This is a genomic window from Dehalobacter sp. MCB1, from assembly GCF_003590275.1.
Taxonomy (GTDB): Bacteria; Bacillota; Desulfitobacteriia; order Desulfitobacteriales; family Syntrophobotulaceae; genus Dehalobacter.
This window is the reverse complement of the sequence record NZ_LXPC01000007.1, coordinates 1-17,420: the sequence shown is the minus strand read 5'-3', so window position 1 is coordinate 17,420 and position 17,420 is coordinate 1. Positions and strand designations below refer to the sequence as shown.

At 40.1% G+C, this 17,420-nt stretch carries 15 protein-coding genes; 2 read left to right on the top strand and 13 right to left on the bottom strand.

Annotation, left to right across the window (positions count from 1 at the left end):
- Positions 1-10: 10 nt before the first annotated feature.
- Together A7K50_RS04120 and A7K50_RS04115 are read right to left on the bottom strand one after the other, a co-directional pair.
- The gene (locus A7K50_RS04120; RefSeq protein WP_119774732.1) at positions 11-1,168 is read right to left on the bottom strand and encodes a uroporphyrinogen decarboxylase family protein; all 1,158 of its coding nucleotides are present in this window, start codon (positions 1,166-1,168) and stop codon (positions 11-13) included.
- A gap of 230 nt (positions 1,169-1,398) precedes the next feature.
- Positions 1,399-2,727: an MFS transporter gene (locus tag A7K50_RS04115; RefSeq protein ID WP_119774731.1), complete on the bottom strand. Its 1,329-nt coding sequence runs from the start codon at positions 2,725-2,727 to the stop codon at positions 1,399-1,401.
- A 787-nt stretch (positions 2,728-3,514) separates the two neighbouring features.
- Here A7K50_RS04115 and A7K50_RS04110 point away from each other — a divergent pair.
- Positions 3,515-4,723: a helix-turn-helix domain-containing protein gene (locus tag A7K50_RS04110; protein ID WP_158582035.1), complete on the top strand. Its 1,209-nt coding sequence runs from the start codon at positions 3,515-3,517 to the stop codon at positions 4,721-4,723.
- On the opposite strand, the gene A7K50_RS04105 is transcribed toward A7K50_RS04110, so the two are convergent.
- From A7K50_RS04105 to A7K50_RS04070, 8 genes are all read right to left on the bottom strand, one after another.
- Positions 4,685-4,906 (bottom strand): hypothetical protein, encoded by a 222-nt coding sequence (locus A7K50_RS04105; protein WP_119774729.1) that lies wholly within the window; start codon positions 4,904-4,906, stop codon positions 4,685-4,687. The two genes, A7K50_RS04110 and A7K50_RS04105, sit on opposite strands and share 39 nt — an antisense overlap.
- Complete coding sequence (locus A7K50_RS04100) at positions 4,866-6,005, bottom strand: 4Fe-4S dicluster domain-containing protein (protein ID WP_119774728.1); 1,140 nt, start codon at positions 6,003-6,005, stop codon at positions 4,866-4,868. Before A7K50_RS04100 ends, A7K50_RS04105 begins: the two co-directional genes overlap by 41 nt.
- Before the next feature lie 50 nt (positions 6,006-6,055).
- A complete protein-coding gene (locus tag A7K50_RS04095) occupies positions 6,056-7,198 on the bottom strand; it encodes a reductive dehalogenase domain-containing protein (protein WP_119774727.1) in 1,143 nt (380 codons plus the stop codon).
- A gap of 298 nt (positions 7,199-7,496) precedes the next feature.
- Positions 7,497-8,681, bottom strand: coding sequence for a cation:proton antiporter (locus A7K50_RS04090; protein WP_119774726.1), 1,185 nt, complete (start codon positions 8,679-8,681; stop codon positions 7,497-7,499).
- A 144-nt stretch (positions 8,682-8,825) separates the two neighbouring features.
- Complete coding sequence (locus A7K50_RS14290) at positions 8,826-9,503, bottom strand: methyl-accepting chemotaxis protein (RefSeq protein WP_243103635.1); 678 nt, start codon at positions 9,501-9,503, stop codon at positions 8,826-8,828.
- A gap of 689 nt (positions 9,504-10,192) precedes the next feature.
- Entirely contained in the window at positions 10,193-11,575 is a 1,383-nt protein-coding gene (locus A7K50_RS04080) for a reductive dehalogenase (protein WP_119774725.1), read from the bottom strand.
- A gap of 13 nt (positions 11,576-11,588) precedes the next feature.
- Positions 11,589-11,894, bottom strand: a complete 306-nt coding sequence (locus A7K50_RS04075) for a dehalogenase (protein ID WP_119774724.1) — start codon at positions 11,892-11,894, stop codon at positions 11,589-11,591.
- A gap of 227 nt (positions 11,895-12,121) precedes the next feature.
- On the bottom strand, positions 12,122-12,808 hold the full coding sequence (locus tag A7K50_RS04070) for a Crp/Fnr family transcriptional regulator (protein WP_119774723.1): 687 nt from the start codon (positions 12,806-12,808) through the stop codon (positions 12,122-12,124).
- Between the two features lie 385 nt (positions 12,809-13,193).
- Between A7K50_RS04070 and A7K50_RS04065 the strand changes: the two genes are divergently transcribed.
- Positions 13,194-14,063, top strand: a complete 870-nt coding sequence (locus tag A7K50_RS04065; protein WP_119774722.1) for a methyl-accepting chemotaxis protein — start codon at positions 13,194-13,196, stop codon at positions 14,061-14,063.
- A gap of 566 nt (positions 14,064-14,629) precedes the next feature.
- Here the strand turns inward: A7K50_RS04065 and A7K50_RS04055 are convergent.
- The 3 genes from A7K50_RS04055 to A7K50_RS04045 form a co-directional block, all read right to left on the bottom strand.
- Positions 14,630-16,084, bottom strand: a complete 1,455-nt coding sequence (locus A7K50_RS04055; RefSeq protein ID WP_119774721.1) for a reductive dehalogenase — start codon at positions 16,082-16,084, stop codon at positions 14,630-14,632.
- Entirely contained in the window at positions 16,084-16,392 is a 309-nt protein-coding gene (locus A7K50_RS04050; RefSeq protein WP_119774720.1) for a dehalogenase, read from the bottom strand. Before A7K50_RS04050 ends, A7K50_RS04055 begins: the two co-directional genes overlap by 1 nt.
- 103 nt (positions 16,393-16,495) lie before the next feature.
- A complete protein-coding gene (locus A7K50_RS04045; RefSeq protein ID WP_020492125.1) occupies positions 16,496-17,275 on the bottom strand; it encodes a Crp/Fnr family transcriptional regulator in 780 nt (259 codons plus the stop codon).
- Positions 17,276-17,420 lie beyond the last annotated feature (145 nt).

The following is a 17,420-nucleotide window of genomic DNA, read 5'->3' as shown; positions in this document are numbered from 1 at the left end:
AGGTCCCCCTTTACTTATATGCGCCATATGCGTGGACAAACTCATTGACGGCTTTCAAATTTTCGACATTTACATCTGCTGGTGATATTAGCGCTCTTTCAGTGGTAAATAGGAATCCACCGCCCGGAGCACATGCATCAATAATCCGCTTCGCTTCATCGATACATTCTTGCTTATTGCCATACTTAAGCATGCTGGTAGGTACACCGCCAAGAACTGCGAATTTATCTCCCAGTTTCTTTTTAGCCTCAATAATATCATCCGCTTCCAAATAGCAGAGTATTGAAGCTTTCGGAAGTTCCCTTAGGAAATCATAGTATGGTTCCCACTTGCCTTCCAAAAACATTAATGTTTTTGTACCAAGTTCATTCACCCTTAACAACATTTTTTTATAAGTGGGCCAGAAAAATTTCTCAAAGCTTTTTGGACCCAAAAATGCCGGACAATGCAACATTGTGACCGCATAAGGATATTCTCCTGTTAAGCCTTTTTCACATACCTGCATATAGATCGGGTACAAAGCTTCACAAGCCGCAATCACTTGTTCTGGAACTCTTCTCAAGTCTCCAAAAAGCCCCTGGAATCCTCTCAACCTGTCAAAGATCAAATCAAGAGGAGGGTAAAGCTTGCTACCGACAATCGGAGCCACGCCATATATATTTTTGCCCCTCTCGATTATTTTTCCGGTATCCCTGGCAAATTCGGCCATTTCCAGTACAGCTTTTTTTAACGCCTCAACATTTTCAGGATATGGCCTGCTAAGCGCAGGAAATTTTCTGGGAAAAATTTTGTTTGCCATAAATGTTATTGGATCATTGATTAGCTCCGGATACTCTTCAGAAAGCATCGGCGTGTTTTCCGAATGTTGAATGGTTACTTCATCCTCAGAAATAAAATAAGTTTTACTCTGCAGCGTTTCAACCATTTTCATTCGAACCATTGTGCCCCAGCTCAAGCTGCAGTCAAAATAAATATCATCGAAAATACTCGTCCACTTTTCTGCCAACTTATCTCCGTCGTTAATAAGTTCTCTTGTTTTAGAACCCGAGTAAGCAATCGGGAAAGCCGTCATAGCCGCCATGATGGGCACACGTTTCGGTTCCTTAATATTAGCTGTTGTTTTAATGTCTTCAATCCGCTGCTCGTATCTAGCTTGAATATCATCCATATTAATTCCTCCTACCAATTGCAATTTTTATCTATCCACATTACTCAATTACAGTCCATGCCTAGATTTGTTAACTCTTTGGGATATACTATATATAATTACATTGCAACTATGCATTATAATTTAAAGTTTGTTTCATAGTGAACAATGAATTTGCCCTATAGACAAATTCATTGTTCACTTAACGACCTTTGAAACTCAAATTCGAGGAGTAGTATACGGACTATTTTTTAACTGTTAATGGAGGGCGCGGTGGCTTTCTTGGCGGTTAGTTGGGAAACCACAACACAGATCATTATCAAAAGAAATGGTGCGGTTGCAAATATCAAAAAGTTTGTCATTAAAGATGCCTTTTGTGCTATTAACATCCCTCCAATAATTGGTGCGAAGGATCCGCCGAAACGCCCCATAGCACTGGACCATCCTAACCCTGTTCCACGGAAGGCAAGCGGGTAGCCGACCGATACAAATACATAGATCAATCCCATTAAGCCATACATACCGGCTCCAAGGATAAACAGAACAACTGATACCAGAGTAATATTTAGTTTCAACATCAAAAGCAGAACAACAAGGGCAGGGATCACTGAATATACAATAAGCGTATTTTTAAGTCCAATTTTATTGGATATCGGGCCTGATATAAGTATACCTGGTATTGCCCCGAGGGTGAAAGTAATCATGAGCGTAAGACTGGATCCCAAGTTATATCCTGCACCCATCAAAATTTTCGGCAGCCAGGTTATTAAGCCGTAAACAATAAACATACATAGCGCCATGATTACCCAATATAAAATCGTATTCACAGCCATGCCGTCCTTCCACAAGCTAAGAAAAGATCCTCTTTCAGAAGGTTTGATATCTACTTCGTATTGTTCATCAGCGCCGGGAGTGTGTTCAGGGGCAGATTTTTTTAACAACTTTTGAATTTGATCTCTTTTGCCGTCTTTTATCAATTTCTGCATGGATTCAGGTAAATAAGCAGCACAGATAAATATTAAAACAATGGGAATAAAGCCAAGCAAAAACATAGGTCTCCAGCCATATTCCGGTATAATAGCCTTACCTACCAAAGCACTGAACATTGTTCCGAGCGGCACTCCAAGAGTCGTTGCGCTAATCAGGTTAACACGATTTTTTAAAGGACTATATTCAGCAACCAAAGCGAACGTGACAGGGGCAATTCCGGCAATACCCATTCCGGTTAAAACCCGGTATAAAGAAAGCTGCCATACCTCGGTCGCAGTTCCCATCATGCCTGTGAAAACCGCGTAAAAGCCTATAGCCAACATGAATACTTTTTTATTACCTATCCTGTCAGCTAACATTCCAAATATGATTCCGCCTGCCATCATTCCATATAGAGTATAGCTACCAATCAGTCCGAAAACTGTTGGCGCAATACCTGTATCTTTCATCAACGCAGGAAGGGAATTACCGTAAACCCCCTGATCATATCCATCAAATAACAGCCCTAAGAAAGCTAATATTGCCACCAAGGCAAAAAAACTATTCATTTTACTCGATCCGATTAATTTTGAAACATTTACTTTACTCAAACAACTCATCTCCTTTAATTAATCCTCGATAGTATACGTCCGAAGCCAGAACCCTTTCATTCCTTTTCTGTAAATACAACTACTCATTGAACATACTTTCTTGAGCTTCTTCCTCCTTTCCTTACCTTCAATAAACTTTCTGATAATATTCTTCCAAAATGAGAGTTATCGTATTAAATATTGTAAGCAACAAACCTCTTATCAGGTTGCTCCATAAACATTGGATAGATAATTATTTAGACTTTAGCACAAATCTCATATGCAAGTAAACAAACAGCTTATTGTTATCAGAAATTTCCTTTATATTTATAATTTGTTTACTTTTCTGACCTTATTATATATAATCACTATTAACCGGACAATGTATTAGAGTTTAAAGTTTGTAAATCAACGGATGAATAATTTGTACTATAATACAAATAGACCATCCGTAATAGGAGGGTATATGAAATTAGCGGATATAGTAAACCATCTAAATACGCTCGTTCCATGTTCTTTGACTTTTAAGGATGACACGGTAAGTATTCACTCTTACGCCTTGATACAGAAAGAACTTCAACATTATATTCCCGGGTGCCTTTATATCGGATTCGCATCTGCTCTGCCGCCAATACCGTCTAATATAAACTTGACTCTGCTTTGCATAGAAGACACAGCACTCCCAGAATTATATCTTCGGGCAACGAACCTTAATCTTTGCTGCGTTGCTAATTCAGAAATAACCCCATTTGAAATTTTAAATCATGTCGCCGTCATAATTAATGAAGAAGTTAACCTATCTTGGTACATGCAAAAATTATTCGACACCATTTATTCAAATCAAGGGTTGCAACCCCTTATTGATACCGCGACAGAAATCTTTGGACATCCAATGCTTCTGCACGATAGTAATTTTAAAGTTCTTGCTTTATCGCAGGATGCTGTTAATATTGTCGAACTAACCGAAGATAAAAATGGCGATAAATATGTCAACGCCAATACCATCTCCTTCATCCGTGATAATCACATTTATTCAAAGACACGCAGCCAGGGATATTCCCAGTACGTGAGAAAATCGGAACGTTTCAATGGAACCCTCTCGACTATCATCCAGATCCAAGGTATAGAAGTTGCTCAACTAGCAATTTATGAGGCCGGCAAACAGTTTCAGGAAATCGATTTTAAGCTTATCGAGCCTCTTCGGAAATTATTATCCATAGAATTGCAAAAAAATGACTTCTTTAGCATCAGCAAAAATTTACTACCCAACTATTTTCTAACGGACTTGCTGGATAAGAAAATTCATGATGAAGATTCTATCAGAAAACGGCTTAATTATTTGCAGTGGCCGAGTACAGAAACATATCAAATCATGATAATAAGTAATAAGCTAAGTAACACTTTTGAAAGCAAAATTCCATTTATCATCCAATCTTTGCAATCTTTTATTCCCAGTGATAAATGTATTGTCTATAAAAATGAACTCGTAGTATTCATCGATAATTCAATCAGCCTCAGTTTATTCCAAGAGTCCGGTTCGGAATTTACCGAATATTTAAGCGCCAATGCTCTTTTTGCCGGTGTCAGCATCCCATTTACCAGGCTGTCGGAAAGCAGAAAATATTACAACCAGGCTTTAAAGGCTAGTGAATTCGCCCAACGCAATAATCAGCCTTTCTGCCTTTATGAAAAAAACATGCTGTATTTTCTTACAGAACTAATCTCTTCCCATAGCGAGATTATTGATTTCTGCCATCCCGCGGTTATCTACCTGGCCAAAGAGGAAGGATCCAACGGAACACCTTTTTTAGAAACATTAAAGTATTATTTATACTATACGAATTCGCCTAATGAGGCGGCCAGCACCTTATGCGTCCATCGGAACACTTTATTTTACAGGATTAATAAAATAAAAGAGCTCACCGGCGTAAACCTGGATAATGCCGAAGAACGGCTGCAGATTTATCTTTCTATCAAATTACTGGAATTCAGTAACATCAATATTGCCAATTTGTAATTCTATCTGCTTGAGTCGCCCGTTGGACAGGACTTTTAATTTTACACCAGCCAGATAATGCGTGCTTAGCTGGGCACGCTGCACATAAACAGACACCTCCCGGCCCGATTGAGCCGAGAGGTCTTTTTTTGCCTGAACAGCGCTATTCTTTTCTCCGATTGAAGCGGAATTCTTTCCAAACATCGGGTGACTTTTCCATCCATTCAGGATCAGGATATTTTCCCGGATCATGCGGACCATAGACTTGCCGTTCCAATTTGGTCAGGAAAATGCCCGGAAGACTTCCACCCTTAGCTGCCAACCAAAGCCCGATAGAGTGCTCCAAGGAAGGCGGTTTACTATAAGGGCAAGAACTTAAGCATACGCCACAATCGGTCCCTGTTTTGTTCCATATTCTAAAGCAGTTCTCTGCTTTGAAACGATATCTCTCCACTCCCCTTATGATTTCTTTCTCATCATCCATGCTGATGGCCGCTCCCGGACAATTCTCAGCACAAATTTTACAATTCTTACAGAAATCATCGACTCCCAGATTAGACTTTTTATCATAGACCAATGGCAAATCTGTTGTAATGACCGTCATTTTAAAAGCCATACCGAATTCTTTGGAAATCAGAATCCCGCTTCGGCCTAATTCCCCGATGCCGGCGTCAATGCCAACCGGCGGAAAGATAACCTGATTATTGGTCAGGATATGCGCCCGGGCCGGATACCCCATATTGCGGATCGCTCTTGCTAAACGTACCGATATATAACCGAGCTTTGAATACAGCTTAAAAATATACATCATAATCTGTTTTTTTGGGGCACCCTTTAAGATATCGTAATCCATCCCCTCGGCGATGACGATAGCATTCTTATGCGGTAAATTAATCGGTGTCCCGATCGGAATATCATTTTTCCGGGTAAAATTTCTTCCCCTATGGCTATAAACATACTCCTGATTCAGCGGCCCGATCTTAACAACGGATGCCTCTAAAATATTTTTGGCAAAACCTTTGACTTTTTCAGTAGCACGTTCCGGCGTCATTTCAATCTTCACAGGATCGACTGGTCCATCCACCATATCCTCTTGGCCCAATTGCCTAAGAAGCGATATCAAAGATAACCACGCCATATTATCTACACGTGCTCCCACGCCTAGCGTTCCAGGCAATTCTTTCTGACTTAAATCCGTCTTCTCCAGATCGGGATGCTTTTTATAGTACGCTTCCCATTCTGGTGTACCCGGATGCAGCTCATCATATCGGCTTAAAACATTATCACGTTCATCATATCTCATAATTTCCAGCTCCTCGCTTCACAGAATAACAAATTAGACAAACTACCGACCTATTCTTTTCTCCGGTCAAAACGGAATTCTTTCCAGACATCCGGCGGTTCTTCCATCCATTGAGGGTGAGGATGTTTTCCCGGAGAATGAGGACCATATATTAGCCGTTCTAACCTGGTCAAAAAAATACCTGGGAAACTTCCGCCTTTAGCTGCTAACCAAAGTCCGAAAGAGTGCTCCAAAGAAGGTGGTTTACTATAGGGGCAGGCACTCATGCACACACCACAATCAGTCCCTGTTTTATTCCATATCTTAAAACAGTTCTCTGCTTTGAAACGGTATCTCTCCACTCCTCTGATGATTTGTTTCTCATCATCCATGCTGATGGCCGCTCCCGGACAATTCTCAGCACAAATCTTGCAATTTTTACAGAAATCATCGACTCCCAGCTTCGATTTCCGATCATAGACCAATGGCAAGTCTGTTGTAATGACCGACATTTTCATTGCAGTACCAAACTCTTTGGAAATCAGAATTCCGCTTCTCCCTAATTCTCCGACACCAGCATCAATCGCAGCCGGAGGAAATATAACCTGATTGTTAGTCACGATATGAGCCCGGGCAGGATAACCTATATTGCGTATAAACCTTGCCATGAGCACCGCCATGTGACCAAGTTTAGAGTATGCCCTAAAAATCTCAAGCATAATCTCTTTTTTAGGGGCTCCTTTTAAAATATCGTAATTAATCCCTTCAACCAAAAAGATAGCATTTTTATGCGGTAAATTAATGGGCAACCCCACAGGTATCTCTACTCCACCATGCCGATGATAGCTTCGTCCTTTAACGCTATAAACATACTCCTGATTCAGAGGCCCGATCTTAACAACGGATGCCCCTAAAATATGTTTCGCAAAACCTTTAACTTTTTCCGCAGCACGTTCCGGCGTCATTTCAATCTTCACAGGATCCACCGGTCCATCCACCATATCCTCTTGTCCCAATTGCCCAAGAATGGACATCAGCGACTGCCACGCCATATTATCTACACGCGCCCCTACGCCAAGCGTTCCTGGTAAATCAAACTGACTTAAATCCGTCTTCTCAAGGTCCGGATGCTTCTCATAGTACTCGATCCACTCGCGGCTACCCGGCTTAAGCTCATACCGGGCTAAAGCATTATCATGTTCATCATATTTCATAATCTTGTACTCCTCACTTGATAAATAACAAATTGTTTTATTGAAATTTGTTACCTATACAGAAAATATGTTTTGCTTGATATTTGTTATTACAAGTCTCAGAAACCAATATTTTTGATTAAAGAAAATAGTGCTATACATATCCTGAAGATTAAGTCCTACCTAAAATGAAATAAAAATAAAATTATTTTAACTTCTTCCCTCCTTGCCAAAAAGATATTGTTCCTATTGAATATAGATAGTTCATTGCTCCTTTCTTTTTATCATTAAAAATTTACCAATGTCTCTTTCTAGAAAGTCATTTTTTTGTCAAATGGTTGAAAATGAGCGGCGAAAGTGTGCAAGTTATTATCGCCACTAAAATGATTGCTCCGAACAAGCTACCGTTAATAATTCCTAGTTTTAAGGCAATAGTGCCTGTAGCAATTATTAGGCTTAATCTGGAAGACAATAATGTGGTTGCCGCTATCGACTTACTCCATGAATAGTTGATTTTTAAGAATACCGTCGGTGCCAGAGTCACAGCATATACTGCAAGTACCAGAACCGGTAACAGATAAAACGAGCTAGGATTATTCAGAATATCTCTGACGTTAAAATTGACTCCCACCATAATAAAGAAAACAGGAATGAATATTCCGTAGGCTATGGCGTCAAACTTATGAAAAATCTGCGACGTTTTACGATCACTAATTAGAGAAATGATTAGTCCTACTAAAAATGCACCAAGGATTATTTCAGTATTTAAGAATTGAGCAATTACCATAAACAATATAAGACAAGCAAACGCACCCCGGACCTTTATTTGTGAATTTTTATGCGCCAATTGTTCCATCATTGGTAATTTAAACACGACGTCCAAAAGCTTCCAGATTAGAACAAAAATCGGTATGAATAGTAAGATGTAGCAAAGCTTAATCAACGAATTTGTGGCTATAAACGTGATGTATGAAGACAACAGGATCATTGTGAAAAAGTCGGAAAACAGAGAACTTAACAATATAATTTGTCCATATTTACTGGACAACATTTCTCGTTCTTTAAGTATGGGTACTACTATTCCGACAGAGGTGCTGGACAAAATAATTGTAAAAATTACAACATCAGGGATAAGCCCAATCCATTTGAGACCGAAAGCTACTAATAGAGATAGGACAAGCGTTGTGGAAAATAGAATCAATGACATAATTAACGGGTGCTGATGCCATTTGACCTTTTGTGTCTTTGCAAGCGAAATGATTAAGTTGAAATCTATTTCTATTCCCGCCATAAACATGAGAAAGGCGAATCCTAAATTATAGAGAAAACTCAGCCATTCACTCCCTTGAATTAAGTCAAATCCGCTTTTTCCAATGATGATTCCAGCAATAATCTCACCAACAACTATAGGAATGGAAACACGCTTAATCTTGTTAACTACTAAGGGAATAGCAAATGCGATGATACCAATGATTAATAATGAAACATACGACATATAAGACATTCTGACTTTCTCCCGCTCGGTGTTATTTCCATGTTATTGCGTACAATACAGTCGTAACGGTATTTTGCAGGTTGATTTAGCCGTTTTGCTTAAATTAAGTTCCTTTGTATTTAGGTTCAATAATCATCCTTATTGCTTAAGAATTCAATTTTCTATCTGACCCAATTCAACCATTTTTTCGGCCATTTCTGCGATTTGACCGACTGTCTGAGTTACTTCCTGTGTGCCAATGGCTTGATCTTCAATTGCATTACTGAACTGTTCAACATTATCGAGTAAATCGGACACGGACTTTTTGACATTGCTTAAAATCTGGACTATTTCTGTCGTTAATAATTTAGTGTCATCAGCAAGCTTACGTACTTCATCTGCAACTACTGCAAATCCCCTTCCTAGTTCACCTACCCGCGCAGACTCGATAGCGGCATTTAATCCGAGAATATTGGTCTGCATCGAGATGCTCTTAATCTTATGAACAAAATCATCAATGTTCTCAATTTCTGAATCGACCTGCCTGGTTTCTCTAACCATAGATCTTGTAGTAGCAAGTATATTTTGAAATTCATTTGATAAACCTTCAGTGGATGCTAAGATTTCCTGCACAGCAGCCAACACTTCTTGTCCAGCATTCACAATGTTTTCATAACGCTCTTCAGAAAGGGCCACCGCTACACAACCAACAATCTTTCCTTCATCAATGATCGGATATCCCACACCAATGTGAGGAACACCAATAACTTCTTTGGGAACTTTCTTTACGACTCTTTTTCCAATACGGATTGCCTCATAACCAGGCGAGCCGGCACGTAACTCATCGCCCACTGATGCAGGTAAAGAAAATTTTTTGCCGTTGCAGCGGGCTAAAATTTTCTGTGTGTCACATATTGAAATACAAACATCATCGTAAAATAATTGTTGAAGTTCACTTGATATCTCTAGATATGATTCTAGTTTCAGTTCATATCCCCCCCTTTATTTGAATTAACTATTATTTTTCATCCTGTCGCCTTCCTAAGTGCGGACACAGTAAATAACATAGATACCGATACTAGCTCCGAGGAAAGACAGAACAAATGATACCAGAGCTAAATTCAGTTTCATCTCCAAAACAAAACAGCGAGGGCGGAAACTAAAAATACGGAAATGGCATTTTTGAGTCCGACTTTATTCGCTAATAATAATTTTGTACTTCAGCACAATTGTATTGCACGCGCGACAAAATAGCTTACTATCATCAGAAAATTTTACTTATGTGTAAATTGTGTTTACTTCTTAGCCTTATTATATATAACCACTCTTAGTCAAACAATGTATTGTAGTTTAAAGTTCGCAAATCAAAGGGCCTCTAACTTGTACTATAGTACAAGTTAGAGGCCCTTTATAAGAGGGTAAATGCAAAAATACCATAAGGATACGTTGAGGGGGCATAACGAAGCTAAGTTTCGTTATGCCCCCATGAAATTATCCGTTATACTTTTTGACTACATGATGCTTGATGACTGACTGTACCTTTAGCTTGGCATCTTGATTTTATAGAGTTCAGGCCACTCGAGCCACCACTTATAATCTTCAATGATTTCCGTTCCGTAGCCAAACATATCATCGATGCCTTTAAGTAGTTTTGCAGCGCCTTGGCCTTTGCTGCCAATCCAAATGCCTGCTTCGTGGAACCAGGAATCCTCTTTGGAATTCCAGGGACACACTTTAATACATCTGCCGCAGTTGACGCCTTCTTCATTGCTGGCCCTAAAAGTCGTGCAAATTTTGGCATCCGTATTCCAACGCAGATAGCCGTTATGTTCTACTGGGTCGACGTCGAAGGTGATTGCTTTAGAAGGACATTCATCTGCACATTTTTTGCAAACTCTGCAGAAGTCCAACATCCCGAAATCAATCGGTTTATCCGGGGCTAACGGCAAATCGGTGGTGACAGCTGCGACTTTCGTCCGGAATCCAAATCTGGGATGCGCAACACAGTCCCCCGTTCGGGTAAGTTCGCCCATTCCGGCAGCGATCAGACACGGACCCATTACGGCTTCATAGTTGCCAAAATGCTGGGCTCTCGCATTATAGCCTAGATTCCGAATGTATTGCGCCATAATGACAGAAATATTGGCTGTAGCATGATAGCAACGGAACGATTGCGATACGGAGATTCCGTCATATCCGGTCGTTGCCAAGTAGGTTTCCAAATGCTGCTCTACCGCGACAACAATAACATTTGGCAGGCTGCCTGTCACAGGGGCTTTTGAGATCGGGGCATCAGGGGGAACTGCGCCTGATGCATACGCTCCTTGCGGCGGCGCCATTGTACTTGCGTAATAAGCATAGGAAGGCATTTTGCCAATTCCTACTTCGTCAGCTCTCAGATAATAAGCAAGGTCTTTGATATGCTGTGACATTTGTTCAGGATCCGGAATCGGCAGTTTTTCAGGGTTAACGGGTCCATCCACCATATTATCCCCGCTGATTGCCCCAAGGGGAATTAAGAATCCGGTTCCCAGCGGATATCTTGGAGCTTGCTGGAAGTACCCGTATCTTGCTTTTTCACCCAAAATGCCTCTGATGGCCAAGCAGAATCCCCCGTCCTGTTCGTCGGTTCTTTGAACCGGCCCAAGGAGCTTGCTTGTCCCAAGCCACTGGTCGTTATGCTCCACAAAACTAACCGAGGCTCCTCCGTAACTCATCTGCGGCTTCAGTTTTGACCATTTGCCCTTGCCTGCTGCCTCATAACCCAACGTGCTAACCGTTGCGTTCGCCATCTTTGATGGAGCTGCAATTGCACCCATAACACCCATAGCGGCAACTGCTGCCCCGGTTCTCAGAAAACCGCGGCGGCTTACCGAAAATTGCTGCTTGGATTCTTTCTCTTTATTTCCTGAAATTTCGGACATTCACTTTCCTCCTCTAAGCCTTTAGTGACTCGGCCTTTTTCTTCGTACCAATGAAGCCTAATACGCGGGCCAGGACTACAGCAAGAACCAGCGAAATCCCCCCAAACAGGAATATTGCTGTGCTTGTAGCCTTGACATGTCCTACACTGGCATTGATGTAAACAAAGGAAACTCCTATACAAGCGACCACAAAGAAAATTACATATAAGGTCCAAATAACCACGCTCTTCCAAGTCTTGTCCTGCTTTGCACGAGGTCTGATAAAAAGGACACCAGCCAAGAAAAGAATCCCTGCCAAAAAGATTAAAAATGTGCTCATTATTCTTTTCACCTCCTTACCCAAATTTCTTTTGGAATTTGCAACTCCATATTTATTTTAAGCATAATTTTAATTTAGAGTTTTAGTCTCACATAAATGTATTATTTATTAGGCCAAAAAATTTTATATTTTTTACTTTAACTGGTTTCAAATTAACATCCATTAACTTTTTTACGTGTGTTTTGTCTTATACTCATTGATGAAAAGAATTAAACGGTAAATTTGTGTCAAAGTTCCATCCACTTATTAATCAATTCTTTAAGCCGTTCCAAGTCAATAACCGTGATCTTGCTTGTTGTTTTATACAAAATATTTTCTTTTTTTAGAAGTCCAAATATTTTGCTTATCGTCACAAAATGTACACCTGTTATTTCAGAAATAGCCTTTTGAGATAGTTTAATGTCTATTTGATAGACATTATCAACCGACTTCCCTTGGGTGAGGCAAAGCTCGTAAAGTAAGCGTAAGACCCGAACCGTTGGGTTATAAAGAACCATCTCCTTGGCCTCCCGCATAAAATAGCCACATTTTGATGAGTAGTTTGTGATGAAATCGAAGAGCACTTCTTTGTCCTGCTGGAAAATTTCAAGAAGTTCTTCTTTGGAGAAAAAACAGACTGTGCTATTTTCTTCTGCAATAACATGAACATAACAATCGTCAAATGGAAATAATCTATCGGCATAGGTATGAGGATCAGCATAGTACATTAATTTTTGCCTTCCGTCTTCATTTAGAAAGCTTATACTTAATCTTCCAGAGAGCACATAAACGATCTTATATATCAACTCTCCGGGCAAGACAATGGATTGTCCTTTAGAATAATTTCGGACAACTCCCATGTGAATGTAATTTTGCAGCTTTTTAATGGGATAAAAATTATTCGGTAAGATGTAATAACTATTTGTTTTTTCCATACTTACATTCTCCCCTTTAATTTTTTACTGATAACTTTCTCACAGGCAAAAATACTTGGTTTACAAAAAGACTACTTATCTGCTTATACTTTTTATTTCCTACATCACTTCCTTCCCTTGCAAGAGATGGTGAGAAAAGACAGAAGATCCTTTTGGTTTTGCTTTGCAATTCAAACAATTGCAAACCTTAGTATGATATTATATTTTTTTCTATATATTTTTTTTAGTAGAAACTAAATGGCCTGGATTTATTTAGCATAAGCTAAATTGCCCAATATTATAACATGATAGACTTTCTATGTGATAACCACTCGATAAGAGTGGTTATTTATTATTTCCGTTCATTATTTCTCATATTTTTATTTTTCCAAAGGAAGGATTTATTATGGAAAATGCAAATCAGGAAAACCCTTATAGCCCTGAGGTCGGTAATGGAGCTGATATTCTGGAATGTCTCAATAGAGCACTCCCTTACTTTCACAAAATGATACCTCTGGATAACATGATTGCCCTCTCTGATACCGAAAAGTATCTTAACAGTGTCGAAAGTGAAAAAACAAGACTGCCTTTCAACGTCATAGGAAAACCACTGCCTCCGGGTGATGCACTTACTGAAGCGGTACGGACCGGCCAGCAAATCGTTATGACAGTCCCTACAGAAGTGTTTGGTTTTTCCTTTAAAGCCTTTTCCTTTCCGGTTAAAGATGATACCGGTAAAATAATCGGAGGCATTGGCCTGGCCTTAAATCTGAAAACCCAGAATTTACTTACCGACACAGCACAATCTTTGTCCGCCTCTTCGCAGGAGGTCACAGCAACAACCGAGGAATTGTCCGCCGCTGCCATGAAACTGGCTCAGGAATTGGAAGGAATAAAATCCAGGGGCGAAAAAGTTTTGGAAGAAATCAAAAAAACCGATGAAATTCTCAAATTTATTAATGATCTAGCAGCCAACTCTAACCTCCTAGGCATTAATGCCGCTATTGAAGCCGCCCGGGCAGGCGAACAAGGACGCGGATTTGCCGTTGTCGCGGAAGAAATAAGGAAGATGGCTACCAACAGTACTTCCTCAATCAAAGATATAAAAGAAATCGTTTCTTCTATTAAAGACGAATCCACGAAGTTAATTAGTCAAGTCATCCAAGCCTCCGGATTAGGCGAAAGCCAAGCTGCTGCTTCTGAGCAAATCACAGCTTCCATGTCCGAATTGGCATTATCCGCTGAAAATATTATGAAAGTGGCTCAAATACTTTAGCTATACTCAGATACTTAAATTTGACACCAAAAGCATCTTAATCTAAATAAAAATACAATACAGCTTTAACTAAATTGAAATATCCCAATCATATTATTCTATCCAGTGATGCATACGAAACTAAGTAGTCGGGACTACATAAATAAATAGTGAACCCTACTATTTTGCGTATTTACATCAAATATTTTAATTTAATTAATTCCTGCTAAACTTTTTTTGAATTAATCGTACTATAATATCTTATAGTTGCAATTGGCCATTTTTGATGGCGTTGCAATTGTACCCATAACACCCATAGCAGCAACTGCTGCCCCGGTTCTCAGAAAATCGTGGCGGTTTACCAAAAAATTGCTGCTTGGGTTCTTTTTCTTTAGCCCCTTACCCTATTCTATTTAAAATTGCAATTTCGTGAATTATTTTACGCTTAATATGTAAAGGCGCTTTTTGCGTTGCAAATAAAATACGGCGTACTTAAAGGCACACCGTATCTTACCGAATATTATTTCATAATAATTATTCAAATCATATGATCTGATTCTCCATCAATGATGAATGAAGACAAATCATTATTTAGACGACTGAGTTGTTTGAGTTGTTTGAGTTGTTTGAGTTGGCTGAGTCGTTTGAGTCGGCGGATATCCGGCCGGCATAGGAAATAGCTCAGGCCACTCCAGCCACCATTTGTATTTCGTGATTTCTTCAGTGCCGTATCCAAACATATCGTCGATTTGTTTGAGAAGAGATGCTGATTGTTTTCCATGGCTGCCGATCCAAACGCCGGCCTCATGGAACCAGGAATCTTCTTTGGAGCTCCAAGGACAGACCTTGATGCAGCGTCCGCAACTGAAGCCCTCCTGATTACCCGTACGGAAGGCTGCGCATTTCTTAAAATCGCTGTTCCAACGCAGGTAGCCGTTGTATGCTACGGGTTCATCATCAAACGAGATCGCTTTACCCGGACAATTATCTGAGCACTTCTTACACACTCGACAAAAATCAAGCATTCCAAAATCGATCGGCTTATCAGGGACAAGCGGGAGATCCGTCGTAACAGCCGCAACCTTATTGCGGAAACCCATACGCGGATGCGCAACGCAGTCACCGGTTCGTGTCAGTTCTCCCATACCGCACGCGATCAGTATCGGCCCCATCACTGAAGCATAATTGGCAAAGTGGTGGGCCCGGGCGTGATAGCCAAGCGAGCGAATATACTGAGCCAGCATAATGGAAATATTGGCTGATGCGTGATAGCAACGGTAAGATTGGCTTTTAGCAATGCCGTCATAACCGGTAGAGGCCATATACGTTTCCAGATGCTGCTCCACAGCGACACAGATAACATAAGGAAGCCGCTCCGTAACAGGTATTTCCTTCATGAGAAGCAGAGGGTCAACTTTGCCGGTGGCATAGTCCCCATGTGTCGGCGAGATTCTATTAGAATAATATGCGTAAGGAGGCATTTTGCCGATGCCGACTTCGTCAGCCCGCATATAATAACACGTGTCTTTGATATGCTTGGACATAATTTCAGGATCAGGTACTGGCAGTTTTTCCTTCCTCGGCGGCGGACCGACAACAGCTTGGTCTGTACTTATAAAACCAATGGCATAACCAAATCCTGCAGCCATTGGGTCACGTTTGCCCTGTGTCACATAGTTCCAACGCGGTACTTCGCCCAGTTCTCCACGGATCGCCATGGTAAAACCGTTATCGTACTCACTTATATTTTTTACTTCGCCTACGATCTTTGATGTACCCAACCATTCGTCGTTGTGCTCCGCATAACGTACGGCAGCTCCACCGTAATTCGGTTTAGGCACAAGTTTGCACCAGTTGCCATTCGCGGGCGATGCATAATCCAACGAAACCAACGAAGCATTTTCAGCTTTCAGAGCATCCGGATTAATTGCACCGATGACTCCTGCCGCTGCCGCCGCCACGCCAGCTTTAAGGAATCCACGTCGACTTAAGCTTGGCTTTTTATCCTCCATCTTTACACCTTCTTTACTGAATTTGACCATTAAGCCTGCAACGATTCATTGCTCTTCTTTTTGACGCCGATATAACCTAATAGACGGGCCAGAATAACAGCTAATACAACAGAGATTCCTCCAAACAAGAAGATTGCTGTACTTGTTGCCTTAACATGTCCGACCGAGGCATTGATGTAGATAAAAGAAATCCCCATCCAGGTTATTGCATACCACACAACGTATAAAGTCCAGTTTAAAATTGTCCTCCAATTTTGTTCATATTTGGCACGGGTCTTTAAAAAGAGTCCGCCGGCTAAAAATAAAACGCCCGCCAGAAAAACTAAAAATGTACCCATAACTTTCTCACCTCCTTTCCGGTGAAATAACCTGTTATGGGTACATTATATTTAAATTTTTATGCCCAAAGTTTTATCACGACTTTAACATTTCTATTATTTTTTACAAAGGGAACAAATCGTTATCCAAGCTTCTGCCTTGATTACTAAAAATGTGCGTTTCCTGCGTCAGGCGTTTTAATCCTTTCAGATCATGAATGATGATTGTATTCTTATTCTTTTCGATGATATTCTTTTTTTTCAGCCCGCCCAACACCTTCGAGACTGTAACATAGTGTGCACCTGTGATTTCCGAGATCCTTTTCAGGGAAAGGTCGATTTGTATTTCAAACGAATCTCCTACGGCAACACCTTTCGTCATACACAGTTTATATAATAACCTTACCACCCTGATCGTGGGATTGTATAAATCCATTTCAGCCATTTGCCGCATGTAATAAGAAATTTTAGCATGATAGTTTTTTATAATATCAAAAAAAACTTCCTGATCTTTTTGAAAAATTTGTTCCAACTGCTGTTTTGTAAAATAACAAATCTCTGTTTTCTCGAGCGCAACAATATAATACTGGTTATAAGCTTCAAATAATCTGCCCATCATATTGTATTTACCGGCAGTATAAATAAACCTTTCCCTTCCATCATCAACTACCAAATTAACTCTTATTCTACCCGATAGAATATAAATGAGAGCCTTGGGTTCTTCTCCCGGTATAAGGACGGCACTGCCTTTCTTAAAAGTTTTTATAGTTCCTAACTCAATATACTTATACAGTCTTTCGACAGGATATAAAGAATCGGGAATAATCATCTCAAATTTTATTTGTTCTATACTGCTCCCGCTATTTTGCCTTTGCATTTTCTTACGTGGCGTTGAAGGATTCATTTTTTACACCCCATTTTAGGATTGATTTAATATACTTTCTAAAAAGAGGTCAAACCATAATAAATTTATAAGTTCTTACGATAATCAATGATTAACTTCCCAATTATCATTACGTCCCTGGTATAGTCAAGTCCTTATTAGTGTG